Source organism: Flavobacterium sp. UBA7682 (assembly GCF_002482945.1).
Lineage (GTDB): Bacteria > Bacteroidota > Bacteroidia > Flavobacteriales > Flavobacteriaceae > Flavobacterium.
Genome location: NZ_DLGY01000046.1, coordinates 95,905 through 117,469, shown reverse-complemented (window position 1 = coordinate 117,469; position 21,565 = coordinate 95,905). Strand labels below are relative to the sequence as shown.

The following is a 21,565-nucleotide window of genomic DNA, read 5'->3' as shown; positions in this document are numbered from 1 at the left end:
ATGAACACAGGATTTGAAACCATTGACTATATCGTATTTATCGCTTATGCACTTTTAATCCTAGGCGTTGGTCTTTGGATGTCGAGAGATAAAAAAGGACATCAAAAAAATGCGGAGGATTATTTTTTAGCCAGTAAATCTCTTCCATGGTGGGCAATCGGAACTTCTTTGATTGCTGCAAACATATCGGCTGAACAATTTATTGGTATGTCTGGTTCTGGTTATGCTGTTGGTTTGGCAATTGCTTCTTACGAATGGATGGCTGCAATCACTTTAATCATAGTTGGAAAATTCTTTTTACCTATTTTTATTGAGAAAGGATTGTATACCATTCCGGAGTTTGTTGAAAAGCGATTTTCCACTAATTTAAAAACCATTTTAGCCGTATTTTGGGTGGCTTTGTATGTCTTTGTAAATATCACTTCGGTATTGTATTTAGGTGCTTTGGCTATGAATACCATCATGGGTGTTGATATGTTTTATGCGATTTTAGGATTATCCTTGTTTGCGGCAGCTTATTCTATTTACGGAGGTTTGGCCTCCATTGCTTGGACCGATGCCATACAAGTGATTTTTCTAATTTTTGGCGGATTGGCAACCACCTATTTAGCCTTAGATACTGTTTCTAACGGAAACGGAATGTTAGATGGATTGGGCATCATCTACGACAAAGCACCACAAAAATTTTCCATGATATTGGACGAATCAAATCCACAATATATCAATCTTCCGGGAATTGGAGTTTTAGTTGGCGGACTTTGGGTTGCCAATCTTTATTATTGGGGTTTTAACCAATATATTATTCAGAGAGCTTTGGCAGCAAAATCTTTAAAAGAAGCACAAAAAGGAATTGTGTTAGCCGCCTTCTTAAAGTTAATCATCCCATTTATCGTAGTAATTCCGGGGATTGCCGCCTTTGTGATTGTTAATGATCCTGAGATGTTAGCCCGATTGGGAACCGAAGGTTTGTTAAACATTCCGAGTGATGGCGCTGCTGACAAGGCTTACCCTTGGTTAATTCAATTTTTGCCTGCCGGTTTAAAAGGATTGGCTTTTGTAGCTTTAACAGCGGCGATAGTTTCTTCACTTGCTTCTATGTTGAATTCCACTTCCACTATTTTTACCATGGATATTTACAAACAATACATCAACAAAAATTCTGATGACAAGAACACGGTTAAAGTTGGGCGGATAACTTCTGCGGTAGCTTTGGCGATTGGAGCGATTGTAGCGCCACTTTTAGGCGGAATCAACCAAGCATTTCAATTCATCCAAGAATATACCGGAGTAGTCAGTCCGGGCATCTTAGCCATTTTCCTTTTGGGATTATTTTGGAAGAGAACCACTAACCAAGCAGCTATTTGGGGTGCTCTACTATCGATTCCGGTGGCAATGTTTTTCAAAGTCGGGCCAAAAGGTTGGGCTAATGGCACTTCATTAGAATCGGTATTTCCCAACATTCCATTCTTAGACCAAATGGGTTACACCACATTAATTACTATACTCATTATTATGGCTATAAGTTGGATACAAAACAAAGGCGAGGATGACTCGAAAGGTTTCATATTGCACAAAAACACTTTTAAAACAAGTGCTTCTTTTAATATTAGTGCTTTTGCCATTATGTTGATTTTGGTGTTTTTATATGCTAAGTTTTGGTAACCATTAATGTTTATGATTCAGCATTTTACTGACATGTTGGAATAATTCCGGAAATTGCATCTTAAATTCATTAGGTGTTTCAAAATAATGCTCAATAATCACTGAAATGAATTCAAAATGATTGGTGTAAGCATAAATTCGAAAGTACTCGGAATCTATTAATTTTTGTCGGTTAGGCGGATGATTTACTTCTTTATGAAGTCGACTATGCTGTTTTCGAAAAGCCAACGAGCTACCATCGTCGCTTCGCAAACTATGGTGATGAATAACATGAGAGAACTCATGGATTCCTAAGTTTAAATTGTCATTATCGATTTCGTATCCTGCAATAAAATCTTTCCATGAAAAAACCACCGCCTTCATTCTCGGATTGAATTCTCCTTTATGGTATTGTTCCGTATTATTTGAATAATATTCTTCGGGATAGATTATTATTTTGTCAAAAGTATCAATCAAGTAACGTCGCATTCCGAAAGTCAGCATCACATAAGTTCCGGCAATCAGCGTTTGCATTTCTCTTGTAATTACAATATCTTCTCTGGGAATAAATTCATATTTCTCCTTAAAAGAGGCCAAGCGGTGGTGAAAATATACTTTGTGCTTGTCTGAAAGTTTGCTGTAGAAAGGAAAATTCTGCCTTAGGAAAAATTCCTCATCATCGTTTATCTTTTTGGTATTCATATACAAATGAACATAAAGCGGTCGATTCAAAATAGCAATCGAAATATCATCCAAAAAACTCATGATAAACATGAAAGAATATAGGAAACCTGCTCCTAAGACAAAAACCATAATAAGAATACCCATTGGCTAAAGATATAAAAAAAGCTCAAGAAATTCTTTAGCTTTTAATATGAACGCGAAGGGTTTCTACCGAACAATATACTTTAAATTTTATATTGGATTGATTCGGCTGTCGTGTAACAAAATGAAACACTAAAGAATCTTATTTCAACAAATAAGATTTTTTTTTTACTTTTATCAAAACTTACTACACTATGAAATCGAAGATTCACGAACACCAAAAAAAATCAACTCTTGTGAGTAAAAAGATACTATTATTATCGTTTCTATTTATTGTCCTTGCAACCAACGCCCAAATAAAGGTTGCCAAGACTGAAGCAAAACCAGTTCTTATCGGTAAGGTGGGAACACCGACTTTGAGTACCGTAGAAATTACGAAGACTGGTGACTTAGTTACCTTTAAATACCAGAATAACAATAAGCCCCAAATAGCTGAATTCAAAACCTTCAGCTTTAAAGATATTGATGATGCCTTAGAAGGATTTTATACTGTCATCAAAGATGGTCTTACAGCTCAACCGAAAGAAGATATTAAGATTGAATTGCCCAATGAAACAGTGAGCCTTCAATTCACAAAAGCCATGAATATTGCCAGCGTGAAGATGAAGATAAGTTATAACAATGGCGAAGAAGGCGGAACAACAGTATGGTTAACTCAAAAGCAAATTGATAAGTTATTCAACAAATTATAAATTTACGTTTTGAAAATACGCAGGGTTGACTTCGTCTTCCCAGACAAAGCTCCGCTTTGAAAATAAAACAGCCAATAAAATGCTCAAGTAAACTTGGACATTTTATCGGCTATTCTATTTATGTGTGACCCCGGCAGGGTTCGAACCTGCAACCATCAGAGCCGAAATCTGATATTCTATCCAGTTGAACTACGGAGCCATTTTAGAGAGTTAGACTATATTATGTTAATAATTTTTTAACGATAGTCGAAACGGTTTTACCATCCGTTTTTCCGGCCAAGGCTGCTGAGGCTTTCCCCATAACTTGTCCCATGGAAGCCATACCTGAAAGCCCACCTTCAGTGATGATTTTCGAAACGATTGCTTCCACTTCTGCTTCTGATAATTGTGCCGGCAGGAACTTTTCGATTACGGCTACTTGCGCTAATTCAGGTTCAGCTAAGTCGGCGCGATTTTGCTCAGTATAAATATTAGCGCTGTCTTTTCTTTGTTTTACCAAACGTTGCAATAATTTGATTTCGTCTTCAGAAGATAAAGTTTCGCTGGCACCTGCTTCGGTTTTGGTTAAAATAATACCCGATTTAATCGCTCTTAACGCTTCTAAAGCGACTGTATCTTTGGCTCTCATGGCGTTTTTCATTTCGTCCATGATTTGTGTTTCTAAACTCATATTTAGATTATTAGATTACTGCGTCAGTTCGCTGACGCTCGTGTGTTAGACTTCTTAGATTTCTCTAAAAATGATTGGCTCTTTAGCCCTGATTGTAGCAAGTATCCTCGAAGAGATACTGCGGAAAGCAGGAAAATGGTTAGCTGAAACAGCCCGAACCTTTCGCTCACAATTAAAATCAGGACTACTCAAAAAGCACTGCGAAGTTAAAAAAATAACCCGAAAATCGCAAAGCAATTTTCGGGTCATCCGATTAGAAAAATGGCAGACTAATCTACATTATCGTGCAAGAAGGAATTATTGGTTCTGATTTGCAAATCGTCGTTACTATCAGTTCCCAAAGACATTCTTGAATTTGAAGTATTGCCGGCGTTGTTTGACAGGTCAACCCCTAATCTTTTATAAGCTGGTTCTTTTTCCATTTCCTCAATTCTTGACGGATTGTTGTGGAATTTGTAATTGAACTCTTTTAATTTTCTTCTGCGTTCATCAGCTCTGTGTTTCAAAGTTTCTTCAATGGTCATTTCTACCGGAGAAGCATCGTCAAAATAGTTTACTGAAGCTGTTTGTGGTTTTTCGGTTTCGGCAACCGGTTTCATGGTGATGTTTAATTCCTCAGCGATTGGCTCTTCAACGATTTTAGCAACCGGTTTTGAGTTTAGCAAGTCGTTTTCCAACTCCATGTATTCTTCCAAAGAATATTTAATCACACCACCTTCGTTCAACTCCGTTACCGGAACAAACTGTACAGGCTCGTTTACCACAATGTCATTGGCGTCAGAAAGGTCGAAAACAATTCGGCTTTCTTCTACTGGTTGAACAGCTTCAACAACTTCTACTCTCTCAAATACTGGCGTTGCAGCCGGCATATCGAAGGTGAAAGTGATTTGCTCTTCTTCAATGATATTTTGTGGCTCAACCACTCTCATCTCACGTACTTCTGGTGTTGTTACTTTGTAATCGATGTCCATGATAGGCGATACGATTTCGAAAGTCACATCTAAGTTGCGGATGAATTGATTCATTGCAATTAATTCGTTATCATCAATAGCAGTCGGAGCAGTTGGTGTTTCAACTTCTTCTTCGATTAATTCGAATACGATTTTTTCTTCTTTTACTTCCGCTTTAGCTCCGTTCAATTCGGCTTCGCCTCGGGTTGGCGAGTCAGTGTTGGTTTGGAAAACTTCTACCGTTTTTTGGGTTAAGTCGCGCACCAATTTTTGATCGTCTTCTAAAGCATGAACAATTTTCTTGGCTTCTATGTTTAAAAGTCCATTTTGTTGTTCTTGATTAAAACCTGTAGCAATGATAGTTACGGCAATTGAATCTCCTAACGTTTCGTCTTCACCAACACCCATGATGATATTGGCATTGTGACCGGCTTCCGATTGGATATGGTCGTTGATTTCTCCGATTTCATCAATGGTGATTTCATTATTACCAGAAACGATAAGCAACAATACGTTTTTGGCACCGGAGATCTTATTATCATTTAACAATGGAGAATCTAAGGCAGAAATTATAGCATCTTTTGCTCTATTTTCGCCATTAGCAGTAGCAGAACCCATGATGGCTCTTCCACTATTTTCCAATACGGTTTTTGCGTCTTTTAAATCGATATTTTGTGTGTAGTGGTGTGTAATTACTTCTGCGATACCACGAGAAGCAGTAGCCAACACTTCATCAGCTTTAGAGAAACCTGCTTTGAAACCTAAGTTTCCGTACACTTCTCTCAATTTATTGTTATTGATAACAATCAAAGAATCTACTTGTTTTCTTAATTTCTCAACACCCAACAACGCTTGTTCCGAACGAACTTTGCCTTCAAACTGGAAAGGAATCGTAACGATACCAACGGTTAGAATATCTCTTTCTTTCGCTAATTGTGCGATTACCGGAGCAGCACCGGTTCCTGTCCCACCGCCCATTCCGGCTGTGATGAAGACCATTTTGGTATTGCTGTCCAACATTTTTTCAATGTCGCCCACACTTTCTAATGCGGATTGTTGTCCTACATCGGGATTTGCGCCTGCGCCAAGTCCTTCGGTTAAGTTTACACCCAACTGAATTTTATTCGGCACCGGACTGTTTTGAAGTGCTTGTGAGTCGGTATTACAAACGATGAAATCTACACCTTTGATTCCCTGTTTGAACATGTGATTGATAGCGTTACTTCCGCCGCCACCAACACCGATTACTTTGATCACATTTGATTGATTCTTTGGTAAATCAAATGAGATGCTTCCAAATTCTGAGTTGCTTATCATACTATTTTGGTGTTAGGTATTTATTCTATTCTGCGTTATCTAAAAAATCTTTAATCTTGTCTACATAGCGGTCAAAAAACGAGCGCCTGATTTTACTTTCAGTAGTCTCTGGCTCGGGTTTTTCTTCTACTACTACTTCATTCGAAACCTCTTCTTCTTTTGGTTCAAAAACCGGTTGTTGTGCTATTGGTTTCGGCGCTTCCTGAGCTACCTCTTTTAATTCAATTTTGTAAGCACTATTCGAATTGTTTTCGATGCTGTTCATTACCAATCCAACTGCGGTGGCAAATAACGGACTTGAAATTTCTTCTCCCGAATTGCCTGCCAAATGTTCGTTTGGATAACCAATTCTGGTGTCCATTCCCGTGATGTATTCCACCAATTGTTTGATGTGTTTCAATTGTGAACCACCGCCGGTTAATACGATTCCGGCAATTAATTTTTTGCGCGGATCTTCGTGGCCGTAAGCTTTGATTTCGGTGAACACTTGTTCGATAATCTCCACTACTCTTGCGTGAATGATTTTCGACAAATTCTTAAGCGATATCTCTTTTGGATCTCTTCCTCTCAAACCGGGAATGGATACAATTTCGTTGTCTTTATTTTCCCCCGGCCAAGCTGAACCGAATTTTACCTTCAATAACTCTGCCTGTTTTTCGATAATCGAACAACCTTCTTTGATATCATCTGTAATTACGTTTCCGCCAAAAGGCACAACCGCGGTGTGACGAATGATTCCATCTTTAAAAATGGCCAAATCTGTTGTTCCGCCACCGATGTCAATTAAGGCAACGCCGGCTTCTTTTTCTTCCTGACTTAAAACAGCATCTGCTGAAGCCAATGGTTCTAAAGTCAATCCTGATAATTCAATACCCGAACTTTGAATACATCTTCCAACGTTTCTGATGGATGATGCTTGTCCAACTACTACATGGAAACTCGCTTCCAATCTTCCGCCGTACATTCCGATAGGCTCTTTGATTTCCGACTGCCCGTCGATTTTGAATTCTTGTGGCAAAACGTGGATAATCTCTTCTCCCGGAAGCATCGCTAATTTGTTAACTTGGTCGATTAGCAATTGGATATCTCTTCCGCTGATTACTTCTTCAGGATTTGTTCTGATAACGTAATCGGTGTGTTGTATGCTGCGAATGTGTTGTCCGGCAATGCCCACTACCACATCGTTTATTTTGTAACCTGAATTATTTTCTGCTTCAAGAACTGCTTGTTGAATTGACTGAATCGTTTGGGTAATATTATTTACAACACCACGAGCCACTCCGAGACTTTTCGATTTACCGACACCTAAAATTTCCAACTTTCCATACTCATTCTTCTTGCCAATCATGGCCACAATCTTGGTTGTCCCAATGTCTAATCCGACTGCAATATTCTCTTTTTCCATAATCTTCTATTTAATGCACACCACTTGCTTGGTAAACTTCAAATTAATTCTTCGGTACTGGTCCAAAGTGCTATCTAAAACCGCCTTCTGAAAAAAGGCTTTATAATTCTTAAATTTTCTTTCGATGTTAATTGTTATACCGAAATCGATTTGATAATCGTAATTTCTGTTCGCCATAATTAAGCTACCGTTAGGCAAAACTTGTACACCAATGATATTTTTTTTCAAAAAATCATCCTCGGCTATTCTCTTCAAAACTTCAGACAATTTTTCTTTTTTTACTGCTGTAATTTCCCCCGATAACAGTGGCACTCTGGCGGTGTAATTATCTGATAAAGGCATTTTATTTCCCTCATAATCAATATAGAAAGAACCTGTTTCGTCAAACACTCTGCCGACTGGTGTTTTTTGTTCCACCACTGCTTTTAAAACACCATCAACACTCACAAAAACATCAGCTTTTTGAATCATCTGATGATTGTTGATAGACTTTTCCAATTTATTCAAATCTAACCCATCTTTATTGATAGTTTTTAGGTCCTGATTTTTTTCTATTAACAATTTATTAACCGTTTCAGACTTCAAAAAAAGACTGTTTTCACCCACAAAAACAACCTCTGTTTTCTTTACTTTCCGCATGGCATTTCGGTGCGAAGTGAACGAAAACAGGAAGATTACGAGGGTAATCATCAATACTAATCTGATATTTATCCAAGTAAAAACTTTCATGATAAAGCCAATTTAATTTTCGGAACTAATTCACCAATGTCTCCGGCACCGATGGTGACAATTATTTTAGCGCTGCTTTCCAAAATTGACGGAATTAAATCGCCTTTTGCAACCCATTTTTTATTTGAATTTTCCATTTTGGAAAGCAACCAACTTGACGTAATTCCTTCCATCGGTAATTCTCTTGCCGGATAAATATCCAACAACAAAATTTCGTCGAACTGCGACAAACTTTTGGCAAAATCATCAGCAAAATCTTTGGTTCTGCTAAACAAATGCGGCTGGAAAATGGCGAGTACTTTTTGGTTCGGATATAACTCACGAACGGCTTGATGCACAGCGTTAATTTCTGTCGGATGATGCGCATAATCATCTATATAAACCAAGTCGTTTGTCTTAATTTGATAGGAGAATCTGCGTTGGATTCCTTTGAATGAAGCCAAGGCTTTGGCAATGGACTCGGTTGGGGTACCATAAGTCTTAGACATTGCTAAAGCCATCAAGGCATTCATTAAATTATGTCTTCCCGGCAAACCGAATTTCAAATCGCGAATCGTTTCTGAGGGCGTTTGCACATCAAAAACATAAAATCCGTTTTCGATTCGGATGTTGAAAGCTTTATAGGTTGATTCTTCATCGATTCCAATGGTTAAGCCCTCGAGCGGCAAACCTTTTGGCACGAATAAATTATTTTTATTTTCTACTTTGTCTGCGAATTCCCTGAATGAATCTTCGATGGCGTTTGCATCGCCATAAATATCCAAATGATCCGCATCCATCGAGGTTACGCAAGCAATATCCGGATGCAAATGCAGAAATGAGCGATCAAATTCGTCTGCTTCAACAACGGTAACTGTTTTTCCGTTTCCGATTAAATTGGAATGATAATTTTCTACAATTCCGCCTAAAAAAGCAGTGACATCTGCACCACTTTCATAAAGAATATGACCGAGAATACTAGACGTTGTTGTTTTTCCGTGTGTTCCGGCCACGGCGAAACAAAACGTGTCTTTGGTGATGATTCCCAACACTTCCGCACGTTTTTTTACTGTATAATTTCTTTCCAAAAAGTAATTCCATTCCGAGTGCGAAACGGGAACAGCCGGCGTGATAATTACTAACGTATTTTCAACATAATACTCTTCTGGAATTAAACCAATACTGTCTTCAAAGTGAATGTTCATTCCGCCCGCAATCAACTCGTCGGTCAACATGGTTGGCGTCTTGTCGTAACCCGAAACATTTTTACCGATGTTTTGGAAATAACGAGCCAAGGCGCTCATTCCGATGCCTCCGATGCCGATGAAATATACGTTATGGATTTGGTTTAGATTCATTTTATTTACTGAGTAGCTGAGTGGCTGAGTTACTATGATTTTATTAATTTTATTATTTCTTCTACGATGTCTTTTGTGGCGTTGGGTTTGGCTAATTTTTTTATGTTTTGGCTTAAAGTTAGCTGTAAGTCTTCATTGGAAATTAAATCTGAAAAAGTGGTTTCAAACGTTGAATCCAATTCGCTTTCTTTTAAAAGAATGGCGCCATTTTTATCAACTATCGCTTTCGCGTTCTTGGTTTGATGGTCTTCGGCCACATTGGGTGACGGAATAAAAATCGTTGGTTTTCCAACCAAACACAACTCAGAAACTGACGATGCTCCTGCACGCGAAATCACGAAATCGGCTGCCGCATAAATCAAATCCATTCTGTCAATGAAATCAACCACTTGAACATTCTCTCTTTCGTTGAAATGTTGGTATTCGTCGAAATACAATTTACCGCATTGCCAAAAAACCTGAACACCGCTTTCTAAAAGAAAATCGAGTTCTTTTGCGATTAATTGGTTTATTCTTCTTGCCCCGAGACTCCCACCCAAAACCAACAAGGTTTTTTTATTGGTATCTAATTTGAAATAAGCTATTCCTTCTTCTGTCTTGGTTTCCACATCCAGCAAATCCTGACGAACGGGATTTCCTGTGAAAACAATCTTCTCTTTTGGAAAAAATCGTTCCAAATTTTCATACGCCACACAAATCGTATTGGCTCTTTTGCTCAACAGTTTGTTGGTAATTCCGGGAAACGAATTTTGTTCTTGAATCACGGTTGGAATATCCATACTATTGGCCATTTGCAATAACGGTCCGCTGGCAAAACCACCGGTTCCGATGACCACATCGGGTTTGAAACTTTTTAAAATTTGGCGCGAAGTCAAAAGACTACTTACCAATTTTAAGGGAAACATGGCGTTTTGTAAGGTCAATTTTCGTTGCAAACCGGCAATCCAAAGACCATTGATTTTATATCCAGCTTGAGGCACTTTTTGCATTTCCATTTTGTCTTTGGCGCCTACAAAAAGAAATTCCGCTTCCGGAAATCGAGACTTTAATTCATTGGCAATCGCAACCGCCGGATAAATGTGTCCGCCTGTTCCGCCGCCGCTTAATATGAATTTTAATTTACTCATTTGTTATTTCTTCAAAATTGGTTCCAATGGATTGGCTTTGTCTTCGATTGAAAAACCTTCCAGTTCTATTTTTTGCTTCGCCTGTTCGCCATTCTGGCTCGAGTCAGCTTCTTCCTCTTCTTGCAATTGCTTGTCAATCATGCGTTGTAAAGCATCTTCTCTCTTTTGTTTTTCAGCTAATTCCTCTGCAATTTCTTCTTCTTTTTTGGTCACACTTAAAATAATTCCGAGTGCGATACAAGTCATCCAAATGGAACTTCCTCCACTACTAATCAAGGGTAATGTTTGTCCGGTTACCGGTAATAATTCTACTGCGACCGCCATATTGGTCATTGCTTGAAAAATAATCGGGAAACCCAAACCGATGACGACGAGTTTTCCGAAAAGCGAATTGGATTTGTGAGCCGCAACGACAAATCGGAACAACAAAAGCAAGTACATACACAATACCAAAATACCTCCGAACAATCCGTATTCTTCAACAATAATGGCATAAATGAAATCGGAAGAAGATTGTGGCAAAAAATTTTTCTGCACACTTTTTCCCGGACCTAATCCATAAACACCACCTGACGCGATAGCGATTTTGGCCTTTTCGATTTGGTAATCATCTTCATCGGGTTTGTCTGTGGTGAAATTATCAATACGGTTAATCCAAGTATCTACACGATTTGGAAAAGCTTCAGGGAATTGTTTGGCTACCAAAATAAAAAAGGTCAAGCCGATAATTCCGGCGCCCAGAATAATTCCGATATATTTTAATGGATATTTACCAATAAACGTCAACATCAAAACCATTGAAAAGATCAAAGCTGCCGTGGATAAATTGGCGGGTAAAATTAAAACTACCGTTATAAAAACCGGTGTCCATAAATCCCACAATGAATTTTGAAATGTGATTGGTGTTTCACGGCTTTTGGACAAATAGCGCGCAACAAAAACATACAATACTATTGAGGCTAAAGTTGACGTTTGAAACGTTATTCCGATAAACGGAATTTGGATCCAGCGGCTGGCATTGGCACCATCGATAATGGTTCCTTTAAGCAATGTATAAATTAACAACACCCAAACGACCGGCAACAATAGTCGTGAAATCGTTCGGAAATAGTGATACGGTACTTTGTGAATTTTGTATAAAATAAAAAACCCTACTAAAACTTGCGCTCCGTGTTTTAACAAATACGTCAAAGCATTTCCGGAACCGTGACGCATGTAAGCTAAATTACTACTCGCACTAAACACCGGCATAAACGAAAACAACGCCAACAAGGCAACGAATGCCCAGATGACTTTATCTCCTTTTAAACTGTGAATTAGCTCTTTCATGTTACTATTACAAATTTTGAACTGCTACTTTAAATTGGTTTCCTCTGTCTTCGTAATTTTGGAACAAATCAAAACTGGCACAAGCTGGAGACAATAAAACTGCATCACCTTTTTCGGTTAAATGTTTCGCAGTATTTACGGCATCGCGCATGTTGTCCACTTCCACCATCATATCTACTACATCACTAAAGGCATCGATGATTTTTTTGTTATCTAAACCAAGACAAATAATTGCTTTAACTTTTTCGCGCACTAACGGCATCAACTCACTGTAATCGTTTCCTTTATCGACACCACCGACAATCCAAACCGTTGGCACTGTCATGCTGTCTAATGCGAAGAAAGTTGCGTTTACATTGGTTGCTTTGCTGTCGTTGATGTATTGAACATTTTGAATTTTCAGTACTTTTTCCAAACGGTGTTCTACCCCTTGAAAATTGGACAAACTCTCACGAATGGTTTGCTTTCTGATTTTCATCAATTGGGCGACAGAAGTGGCAGCCATAGCGTTTTTCATGTTGTGTTTTCCTTCTAAAGAAATGTCCGCTGTTTTCATTTCAAATTCCTCGTTGTTGATGATGATGTCCATAATATTGTTTTTTATAAAGGCTCCGTTTTCAAAAGTTTGTAATAGTGAAAAAGGAATTAATTGTGCTTTTGTTTTATTGTTTTGTAACCACTCTGAAATCGCTTCGTCATCGGCGTCATAGATGAAAAAATCATCTTCAGTTTGGTTCATTGTTATTCTAAATTTTGACGCGATATAATTTTCATATTTGTACTCATATCTGTCTAAATGATCAGGACTAATGTTGGTCAGAATCGCTATGTCAGGTTTGTAACGTATTATTCCGTCTAATTGAAAACTGCTCAATTCCAACACATAGCAATCGTAGTTTTCTTCGGCCACTTGCCAAGCAAAACTTTTACCAATATTTCCGCCCAATCCAACATTCAATCCGCCTTCTTTTAGCAAGTGGTAAGTCAACATTGTTGTTGTTGTTTTCCCGTTACTTCCGGTGATTCCGATGGTTTTGGCTTTGGTAAACGGATAAGCAAATTCAATTTCGGAAATGACTGAAATTCCATTTTCCAACAGTTTTTTTACCAGTGGCGATTTATCGGGAATTCCGGGACTTTTCATAACGACATCGGCATTCAGAATCAAATCTTCTGTGTGCTGTTCGTCTTCCCATTTAATTTCATATTGATTAAGAACGTCTTTGTATTTTTCTTTTATTTTTCCCATATCGGACACGAAAACTTCGAATCCTTCTTTCTTTCCTAAAATGGCGGTTCCCACACCACTTTCTCCTCCACCAAGTATTACCAATCTTTGCATTATCTTAATTTTAAAGTCACTATGGAAACGATTGCTAACAGTATGGCTACAATCCAAAAACGGGTTACGATTTTACTTTCGTGATAGCCTTTCTTCTGGTAATGATGGTGCAATGGCGACATGAGGAAAATTCGTTTCCCTTCGCCAAAGCGTTTTTTGGTGTATTTGAAATAGGAAACCTGCATAATCACGGATAAGTTTTCGGCAAAAAAGATGGCACACAATACCGGTAGCAACATTTCTTTACGAACTGAAATCGCCAAAACGGCTATAATTCCGCCAATGGTCAAACTTCCGGTATCGCCCATAAATACCGATGCCGGATAAGAATTGTACCAAAGAAACCCGATTAACGCTCCGACGAATGCCGAAATAAAAACCGTCATTTCCCCTGAATTTGGGATGTACATGATATTCAAATAACCTGAGAGAATAACGTTACCCGAAACGAAAGTGAAAATTCCGAGCGCGAGTACGGAAATGGCTGAAGTTCCTGCTGCTAATCCGTCGATTCCATCGGTTAAATTGGCGCCATTCGAAACCGCAGTGATGATAAAAATTACTATCGGAATAAAAATCAACCATGCCCAGTTTTCATATCCTTCGCCAGTCCATTCAATAAATTTGGCATAATCTAACTCATTATTTTTGGTGAATGGAATAGTTGTCGTAGTTGATTTGTGCTCAACCGGTACTTGAGAAATTATGTTCTCTGTTTGGTTAGTAACAATTGTGGCTTTTTCTCTAACGGTTACGCCCGGATGAAAATATAGTACCGAACCTACGATTAGCCCTAAACCAACTTGCCCAATTACTTTAAAAATACCTTTTAAACCTTGTTTGTCTTTTTTGAAAATTTTGATGTAATCATCAATAAATCCGATAGTTCCCATCCAAAGTGTGGTTACTATCAAAAGGATGATGTAGATATTATTCAATTTGGTCAACAAAATTACCGGAATCAATGTGGCAATAATGATGATTAATCCACCCATTGTTGGTGTTCCCGCTTTTTCATTTTGTCCTTGTAATCCAAGTTCTCTAACCGTTTCGCCTACTTGTTGGTTTCTCAAGAAGTTGATAATTTTTTTACCATAAATGGTCGAAATCATCAGCGATAAAAGAATGGCTAGAGCAGAACGAAAGGTAATGTACTGGAAAACTCCTGTTCCCGGTACATCCATGGTTTTGTCGAGGTATTCAAATAAATAATATAACATAGGTTTATTTGTTTAGCTGTTCTAATAGTTCTTTTACAATTTTCATATCGTCAAAATCATGGCGGACGCCTTGAATTTCCTGATACGTTTCGTGGCCTTTTCCTGCAATTAGGATAATATCATTTGGGCTAGCCAATTGACAAGCGGTTTTGATGGCTTGTTTTCTATCGACAATCGACAAGGTTTTTTTGTGATTTTGAGGCTCAACGCCCTTTTCCATATCCGCAATAATATCAATTGGATCTTCGGATCTAGGATTATCGGAAGTTATGATGACCTGATTGCTCAGTTTTGTTGCAATGTTCGCCATGATTGGCCTTTTGGCTTTGTCTCTGTCGCCACCACAACCCACTACGGTTATCAATTTTTCGTTGTTCGTACGAATATCATTTATGGTGCTCAACACATTTTCCAAAGCATCCGGCGTATGAGCATAATCTACAATCGCTGTGATTTTTTGGTTGGAAACGATAAACTGGAAACGACCCGAAACACTTTCTAATTCAGAAAGCAAACGCAATACTTCTAATTTGTCCAATCCTAATTCAACCGCTGTTCCGAAAATTGCCAATAAATTATAAGCATTGAAAGTCCCAATCAGCCTAACCCAAACTTCATTTTCATTGATTTTCAATAACAAACCTGACAATTGATTTTCTAAGATTTGAGCTTTGTAATCGGCATAGGATTTTAAGGCATAAGTCAATTTTCTGGCAAAGGTATTTTGCAACATTACCAGACCGTTTTTGTCATCGATATTGGTCAAGGCAAAAGCCGTTTTTGGCAAATGGTCAAAAAATGATTTTTTTACGTCTCTGTATTCTGCAAAGGTTGGATGATAATCTAAATGGTCGTGCGACAAATTGGTAAAAACTCCACCTGAAAAATGTAACCCTTCGGTACGCTTTTGGTGAATACCGTGTGAACTCACTTCCATGAAGCAAAATTCAACACCAACCGCATTCATTTCCGCCAAATAATAATTGATGGTTAAGGAATCCGGAGTTGTGTGTGTGGCTTTGTATTCCGTCTCATCGACCATGATTTTTACGGTCGATAACAAGCCAACTTTGTAACCCGCTTTTTTAAACAATTGGAACAAAAGAGAAGCGATTGTTGTTTTACCATTTGTTCCGGTAATTCCGACTAATTTTAAATTTTGTGACGGATTGCCGTAATAATTAGAAGCTAAAAATGCTAAAGCCGAATTAGTATCTTTTACTTGAATGTAAGTCACTCCGGTCACAATAACTTCCGGCAAAGTATCACAAACGATAACGGTGGCACCAAGATTTATGGCTTTCTCAATAAAATCATGACCATTTGAAACCGAACCGCGAATCGCCACAAAAATATCATTCTCTTGAACTTTTCGCGAGTCGAATTCTATTTTGCCAATAGTCATTTCGGTCGAACCTTTTACGACTTCGATAGCAACTTTGTATAATATGTCTTTTAAAATAATCACGATAATTCGAGTATGATGATTTGATTTTTACTTAAAGCGGAACCGGGTTGAATGGATTGTCTTTTCACTTTTCCAAACCCAATGACTTTTACTTTCACTTTCATATTTTCCAAAAGTGCCACAGCGTCCATGCCGCTCATCCCTTTTACATTTGGAATCGTTTTTCCATCTATGTTTGACTTGTCTTCGTAAACCTTATAGGCTTTCTCTTGCTTGGCGATTTTTTGGTTCAGATTTTTGACTTCATTCGTTGATGGCGCATCGGTAAAAATCTTTTGAGCTACGCGTTTGAAAACCGGTCCGGCCACATCGGCTCCGTAATAATTATTGCCTGAAGTATTTGGTTTGTGAACGACAACTATACAAGAGTATTTAGGGTTTTCCGCTGGAAAAAACCCAACAAAAGAAGAAATATAATGTTTGTCGTTTCCACTGTTTTTACCGTAATTGGCTTGCGCTGTTCCGGTCTTTCCTGCCATCGAAAAATCTTTGGAATACAATTTGGAACCTGTTCCTCTTTTGACTACATTTTCTAAAACCGCTTTTAGTTTCTTAACCGTTTCATCCGAACAGATTTTTGGATTGATGACTTCTTTGTTATATTTTTTGATGACTTTATTCCACTCTTTGATTTCTGAAACAAATTGTGGCTTTACCATTTCACCATTATTGGCAACGGCATTATACAAGGTCAAAGTCTGCAAAGGCGTTACCGAAACACCATATCCAAAAGCCATCCATGGCAGTGAAATTGCACTCCAATGTTTGTCGCCGGGTTGCGGTATATAAGGTTTGCCTTCTCCTTGGAATGGCAATCCTAACGGCTTGTTTAAACCCATTCTATCAATTCTGTCAACGAACTCTTTTGGGTTGTTTTTATAATTTTCATAAACGGCTTGTACCAAAACTGTGTTGGAAGAAACCTCAAAACCTCTTCCTAAAGAAATTTTTCCATAACCGCCTTCGTGTGAATCGCGTACTTTTTTCCCTCTATATTCCACAATACCGCCGCGGCTATCGTACACTTTACTCGTATCCACTTTACCGTCATCTAACAAGGCTATCATATCAACCAATTTGAAGGTCGAACCCGGTTCGTGTGATTCCGCTATGGCGTAATTGGTGGTTTCAAAATAAGTTGAATCGCTTTCTTTTAGTTTTCCCAAATTGGAAATCGCTCGGATTTTACCCGTTTTGGTTTCCATCACAATTACGCAACCGTGTTCTGCCTTGAATTCTTGTAATTGCTTTAACAAAGCATGATGCGCAATGTCTTGTATATAAACATCAATCGTAGAAATCACATCATAACCATCTTGCGGATCAACTTCATTTACATCACGAATAGGCTTCCATTGTCCTTTGGCAATTTTTTGCTTTAAAACTTTGCCGTCTTTTCCATTTAAATATTTTCTAAAAGACCATTCAATTCCTTTTCCGTCCGGTTTTCCATCAGGAGTGATTCTTTCGTAACCAATGGTTCTTTCCGCAATTTTCCCTATAGGATGTTCGCGAACCGTTTCTTGTTCGGTAATCATTCCGCCTTTATTAGCTCCTAAATTGAATAAGGGAAAACTCTTAATTTTTATGTATTGTGTATAACTTAAATCACGCGCAACCAGTAAATATCGATTTTTGTTGTTTCTGGCCATAGTCAATTGAGAATGGTAAAAACTGCTGGGCTTACCTAACATTTTAGCCAATGAATCTGCCAATGGCTTTACATTTTCTTTAAAATCTTCAACTTTTGGTGCGATTGCATCAAATCTGATATTATAATTCGGAATAGAAGTAGCGAGCAAACTTCCGTCAGCGGAATAAATATTCCCTTTATTCGCTGGAATCACGAAGTTCTTCACTGTTCTTTCTTTGGCTAATTTTCTATAATAGTCACCTTCAACCCACTGAATTTTGGTGAGTTTGAAAGCAATTGCGAAAGCCATCAGAAAAAGACAGAAAGCAACTAAGTAAATTCGGTAAGAGATATGTTTATCTTCTACTGCCATAATTTTTGGAAGAAAGTTTTTTCTACCGGTTTTTTAATTTTTATTTTTTGTGGCGGAACCGATGAAGGGAAAATATTTCTTTCTTTCATTTTCTCGGAAACGGTCGATTCCATTTTTAATTTCATTAATTCGGAGCGGTTGTCAACAAACTCTGAGCGCAATTCTTTCACTTCATTGGTTAACTCGGCAATTCTAAAAATCTTTTGATCGTACCTGTGTTCGTTAGCAATCATCAAAATCGCTAACAGAATCAAAAACAGTATGAATCGCCAGTTTTTGGTAGCGTCTTCATTGACTAGAAATCGGGCTTTTAATATGCTGTAAACTCCTTTTTTCATCGCTTTTCTGCTATTCTTAATTTGGCACTACGCGCTCTGTTGTTGATTTTGATTTCAGCATCGTCAGGAACAATTAGTTTTCCAACCAACTTGAACGGTACTGAAAAATTTCCAAAGAAATCGCGTTCCGGTTCTCCTTCAAATAAGCCATTTTTCATAAAGCGTTTTACCAATCTATCTTCTAAAGAATGATAGGAAATCACGCTTAATCTTCCTTCCGGTTTTAATATTTCAAGTGATTGTTCCAAAAACTCTTTCAACACTTCCATCTCTTGGTTTACTTCAATTCTAATCGCTTGATAAATCTGAGCCAAGATTTTATTTTTAAACTGATCCGGTAAAAATTTGGCCAAAACCATTTTTAATTCGTCAGTTGTATTGATTTTTTTGTATTCTCTGGCTTCGATAATGGTTCTGGCAATGGCCGGCGCTGCTTTTAATTCGCCATAATCCAAAAACACTCTTTTTAAATTGGCATCATCATACTCATTAATCACTTTGTGCGCATCGAGTTCATTTCTTTTGCTCATTCTCATATCCAAATCGGCATCAAAACGCGTAGAAAAACCTCTTTCAGGAACATCAAATTGGTGAGACGAAACCCCTAAATCGGCTAAAATACCATCGACACTTTTCACCCCGTGAAATCTCAAAAAACGCTTGATATACCTGAAATTCTCGTGAATCAAAGTGAATCTTTCATCGGGTAAAGTATTGGCCAACGCATCTTCATCTTGATCAAATCCGAACAATCTTCCGTTTGGTCCTAAGCGACTCAGAATTTCTTTTGAATGTCCGCCACCGCCAAAAGTCACATCAACATAAATTCCATCGGGCTTGATATTCAAGCCATCGACAGTTTCCTTCAACAAAACCGGATTATGATATTCCATTGTCATCATCATTTATATTTCCCATTACATCTTCTGCCAAATCAGCAAAATCGATATCATCGCCTGCAATTGATTTCTCGTATAAATCTTTATCCCAAATCTCAACGATGTTCACCGCTGACGAAAGCACTATATCTTTTGAAATGTGACCAAAAGCCACTAAATCTTTCGGAATTAACAATCGGCCCAAATCGTCAACTTCCACTACTTTCACTCCGGCCGTAAAACGACGAATGAAATCATTGTTTTTCTTTACAAATCGATTGAGTTTGTTGATCTTTTGCATCATCAAATTCCATTCAATCATCGGATATAATTCCAAACACGGTTGAAACACAGAACGCTTCAAGACGAAGCCATCTTGAAGAGAATTAGCCAGTTGCTTCTTTAAAGCCGAAGGAATCATCAACCTTCCTTTGGCGTCAACTTTGCACTCATATGTTCCGATTATGGAGTTCAATTGCAGTTAATTTTGGTTATCAGCAAAAATATAAAAATAATTACCACAATTTACCACAAAATACCACTTTGTTGATAAGTTTTACCACTTCATTCCCTTTTCGGTCAAAAACGCAATAAATTCATCCTCAACGAATTCTTGATGAATGTTTAATGAATTTAGATTTGAGAAGAAAATAAAATATAAAAAACTCATTTTAAGGGTTTTTATTGCATAAAATTGATTTTATTGGCTTGAGAATAGATGGGTAAATTTTTATAATTAACAAACTGATTTTTTTAAAATTTGTTGATGAAAAACTACCTTTTAGTAGTAAATATTCCTGCCATGAAGCTATTTTTATCTTTAAAATCATATATTTGTTGCCAAGGTAAAAAGTCAAAAAAATTACATGGAAGGAAATTTTAAAAAAGAGGGCAAGTATTCCTATTTCGAAGCTGGAGAAGGTACGCCAATCGTTGTTTTACATGGATTGATGGGCGGATTGAGTAATTTTAGCGGTGTTGCCAATTACTTTTCCTCACTAGGTTATAAAGTAGTTATTCCCGAGTTGCCCATTTACACCCAAAACATCTTAAAAACCAATGTCAAGGCTTTTGCCAGATATGTAAAAGATTTTATTACTTTTAAAGGTTTTGACCGCGTTATTCTTCTTGGAAATTCGCTTGGCGGACATATTGCTTTGTACCATTCCAAAATGTACCCGGAAAAAGTTGCAGGATTAGTAATTACAGGAAGTTCAGGTCTTTACGAAAGTGCCATGGGTGACAGTTACCCAAAGCGCGGTGATTATGAGTATATCAAAAAGAAAGCTGAAGCGGTTTTTTACGACCCAAATGTAGCCACAAAAGAAATTGTTGACGAAGTTTTTTCGGTGGTGAATGACCGTATCAAAGTGATTAAAACCTTGACGATTGCCAAAAGTGCGATTCGCCACAATATGGCTAAAGATTTACCTAAAATGCATGTAAAAACTTGTATCATTTGGGGTAAAAATGACCAAGTTACACCACCGGAAGTAGCTGAAGAATTCCACAAATTAATGCCCAATTCTGAATTGTATTGGATTGACAAATGTGGTCATGCTGCAATGATGGAACATCCGGACGAATTTAACCGATTATTACATGAATGGTTAAAAGAAGTTCATTTATAAACAAAAGTCCTTTTGGGACTTTTTTATTTTAATAAAATCCAATGAAAATTACCAGTGCCGAATTTATCATCAGTAATTCTGACGTGAGCAAATGTCCGAAAGAACCTTTGCCGGAATATGCTTTTATTGGTCGTTCCAATGTGGGAAAATCGTCTTTGATTAACATGTTGACCAACCATAAAAATTTGGCTAAAACCTCCGGAAAACCAGGAAAAACGCAGTTAATCAATCACTTTAAAATCAATTTGAATTGGTTCTTAGTCGATTTACCGGGTTATGGATATGCTCGAGTTTCCAAAAAAACCAAAGAAGTTTTTCAGGAGTTTATCACCGATTATTTTGAAAAAAGAGAACAATTGGTTTGCGCGTTTGTTTTAATCGACATCCGATTGGAAGCACAGAAAATTGATTTGGAATTCATTACCTATTTAGGTGAAATTGAAATACCGTTTTGCATCATTTTTACCAAAGCCGATAAAATCAGTAGAGGCAAAATTGATTCTCACATTGCTGCGTATAGAAAAGCACTTTTGGCCAATAACTGGGAAGAAATGCCGCAACACTTTGTAACCTCAGCAACTGAAACCACTGGTAGAGATGCTGTTTTGGGCTTTATTGACAGTGTAAATGAAGAAATGTTTAAAAGTGGGGATTTATAAT

The 21,565-nt window shown here is 37.7% G+C and carries 19 protein-coding genes and 1 tRNA gene; 4 read left to right on the top strand and 16 right to left on the bottom strand.

Annotated elements, in window-relative coordinates:
- Complete coding sequence (locus tag B3C16_RS14305; RefSeq protein WP_121311800.1) at window positions 1–1,662, top strand: sodium/sugar symporter; 1,662 nt, start codon at window positions 1–3, stop codon at window positions 1,660–1,662.
- A gap of 3 nt (window positions 1,663–1,665) precedes the next feature.
- Here the strand turns inward: B3C16_RS14305 and B3C16_RS14300 are convergent, their stop codons facing one another.
- A complete protein-coding gene (locus B3C16_RS14300) occupies window positions 1,666–2,469 on the bottom strand; it encodes a zinc-dependent peptidase (RefSeq protein WP_121311801.1) in 804 nt (267 codons plus the stop codon).
- A gap of 191 nt (window positions 2,470–2,660) precedes the next feature.
- On the opposite strand from B3C16_RS14300, the gene B3C16_RS14295 reads away from it, so the two are divergent.
- Window positions 2,661–3,158, top strand: coding sequence for a hypothetical protein (locus B3C16_RS14295; RefSeq protein WP_291132813.1), 498 nt, complete (start codon window positions 2,661–2,663; stop codon window positions 3,156–3,158).
- A 125-nt stretch (window positions 3,159–3,283) separates the two neighbouring features.
- Here B3C16_RS14295 and B3C16_RS14290 read toward each other — a convergent pair.
- The 15 genes from B3C16_RS14290 to mraZ all read right to left on the bottom strand — a co-directional run bounded on the left by B3C16_RS14290 (window position 3,284) and on the right by mraZ (window position 19,749).
- Window positions 3,284–3,357 (bottom strand) — tRNA-Arg (locus B3C16_RS14290).
- 21 nt (window positions 3,358–3,378) lie between these two features.
- Window positions 3,379–3,828, bottom strand: coding sequence for a GatB/YqeY domain-containing protein (locus B3C16_RS14285; protein WP_291132811.1), 450 nt, complete (start codon window positions 3,826–3,828; stop codon window positions 3,379–3,381).
- 269 nt (window positions 3,829–4,097) lie between these two features.
- On the bottom strand, window positions 4,098–6,095 hold the full coding sequence (gene ftsZ, locus B3C16_RS14280; protein WP_121311804.1) for a cell division protein FtsZ: 1,998 nt from the start codon (window positions 6,093–6,095) through the stop codon (window positions 4,098–4,100).
- Window positions 6,096–6,120: 25 nt separating this feature from the next.
- Window positions 6,121–7,500: a cell division protein FtsA gene (gene ftsA, locus B3C16_RS14275; protein ID WP_121311805.1), complete on the bottom strand. Its 1,380-nt coding sequence runs from the start codon at window positions 7,498–7,500 to the stop codon at window positions 6,121–6,123.
- 6 nt (window positions 7,501–7,506) lie between these two features.
- Entirely contained in the window at window positions 7,507–8,229 is a 723-nt protein-coding gene (locus B3C16_RS14270; protein ID WP_121311806.1) for a cell division protein FtsQ/DivIB, read from the bottom strand.
- Window positions 8,226–9,566: a UDP-N-acetylmuramate--L-alanine ligase gene (gene murC / locus B3C16_RS14265; protein ID WP_291132807.1), complete on the bottom strand. Its 1,341-nt coding sequence runs from the start codon at window positions 9,564–9,566 to the stop codon at window positions 8,226–8,228. The genes B3C16_RS14270 and murC overlap by 4 nt, the downstream gene beginning before the upstream one ends.
- Before the next feature lie 32 nt (window positions 9,567–9,598).
- Window positions 9,599–10,693 (bottom strand): undecaprenyldiphospho-muramoylpentapeptide beta-N-acetylglucosaminyltransferase, encoded by a 1,095-nt coding sequence (murG, locus tag B3C16_RS14260; protein WP_291132805.1) that lies wholly within the window; start codon window positions 10,691–10,693, stop codon window positions 9,599–9,601.
- 3 nt (window positions 10,694–10,696) lie between these two features.
- Window positions 10,697–12,022: an FtsW/RodA/SpoVE family cell cycle protein gene (locus B3C16_RS14255; protein WP_121311809.1), complete on the bottom strand. Its 1,326-nt coding sequence runs from the start codon at window positions 12,020–12,022 to the stop codon at window positions 10,697–10,699.
- A 7-nt stretch (window positions 12,023–12,029) separates the two neighbouring features.
- Window positions 12,030–13,364 (bottom strand): UDP-N-acetylmuramoyl-L-alanine--D-glutamate ligase, encoded by a 1,335-nt coding sequence (murD, locus tag B3C16_RS14250; RefSeq protein WP_121311810.1) that lies wholly within the window; start codon window positions 13,362–13,364, stop codon window positions 12,030–12,032.
- On the bottom strand, window positions 13,364–14,584 hold the full coding sequence (gene mraY, locus B3C16_RS14245; RefSeq protein WP_291132803.1) for a phospho-N-acetylmuramoyl-pentapeptide-transferase: 1,221 nt from the start codon (window positions 14,582–14,584) through the stop codon (window positions 13,364–13,366). The genes murD and mraY overlap by 1 nt, the downstream gene beginning before the upstream one ends.
- 4 nt (window positions 14,585–14,588) lie before the next feature.
- Window positions 14,589–16,052 (bottom strand): UDP-N-acetylmuramoyl-L-alanyl-D-glutamate--2,6-diaminopimelate ligase, encoded by a 1,464-nt coding sequence (locus B3C16_RS14240; protein ID WP_199717078.1) that lies wholly within the window; start codon window positions 16,050–16,052, stop codon window positions 14,589–14,591.
- On the bottom strand, window positions 16,049–18,058 hold the full coding sequence (locus tag B3C16_RS14235) for a penicillin-binding protein (RefSeq protein ID WP_291132800.1): 2,010 nt from the start codon (window positions 18,056–18,058) through the stop codon (window positions 16,049–16,051). The genes B3C16_RS14240 and B3C16_RS14235 overlap by 4 nt, the downstream gene beginning before the upstream one ends.
- The gene (locus B3C16_RS14230; RefSeq protein ID WP_121311813.1) at window positions 18,049–18,396 is read right to left on the bottom strand and encodes an FtsL-like putative cell division protein; all 348 of its coding nucleotides are present in this window, start codon (window positions 18,394–18,396) and stop codon (window positions 18,049–18,051) included. The genes B3C16_RS14235 and B3C16_RS14230 overlap by 10 nt, the downstream gene beginning before the upstream one ends.
- Complete coding sequence (gene rsmH / locus B3C16_RS14225) at window positions 18,393–19,301, bottom strand: 16S rRNA (cytosine(1402)-N(4))-methyltransferase RsmH (protein WP_199717080.1); 909 nt, start codon at window positions 19,299–19,301, stop codon at window positions 18,393–18,395. The genes B3C16_RS14230 and rsmH overlap by 4 nt, the downstream gene beginning before the upstream one ends.
- A complete protein-coding gene (mraZ, locus tag B3C16_RS14220) occupies window positions 19,276–19,749 on the bottom strand; it encodes a division/cell wall cluster transcriptional repressor MraZ (protein WP_121311814.1) in 474 nt (157 codons plus the stop codon). The genes rsmH and mraZ overlap by 26 nt, the downstream gene beginning before the upstream one ends.
- Before the next feature lie 391 nt (window positions 19,750–20,140).
- Between mraZ and B3C16_RS14215 the strand changes: the two genes are divergently transcribed.
- Both B3C16_RS14215 and yihA read left to right on the top strand, forming a co-directional pair.
- Window positions 20,141–20,905, top strand: a complete 765-nt coding sequence (locus tag B3C16_RS14215) for an alpha/beta fold hydrolase (RefSeq protein ID WP_121311815.1) — start codon at window positions 20,141–20,143, stop codon at window positions 20,903–20,905.
- A gap of 41 nt (window positions 20,906–20,946) precedes the next feature.
- The gene (yihA, locus tag B3C16_RS14210; RefSeq protein WP_121311816.1) at window positions 20,947–21,564 is read left to right on the top strand and encodes a ribosome biogenesis GTP-binding protein YihA/YsxC; all 618 of its coding nucleotides are present in this window, start codon (window positions 20,947–20,949) and stop codon (window positions 21,562–21,564) included.
- Window position 21,565 lies beyond the last annotated feature (1 nt).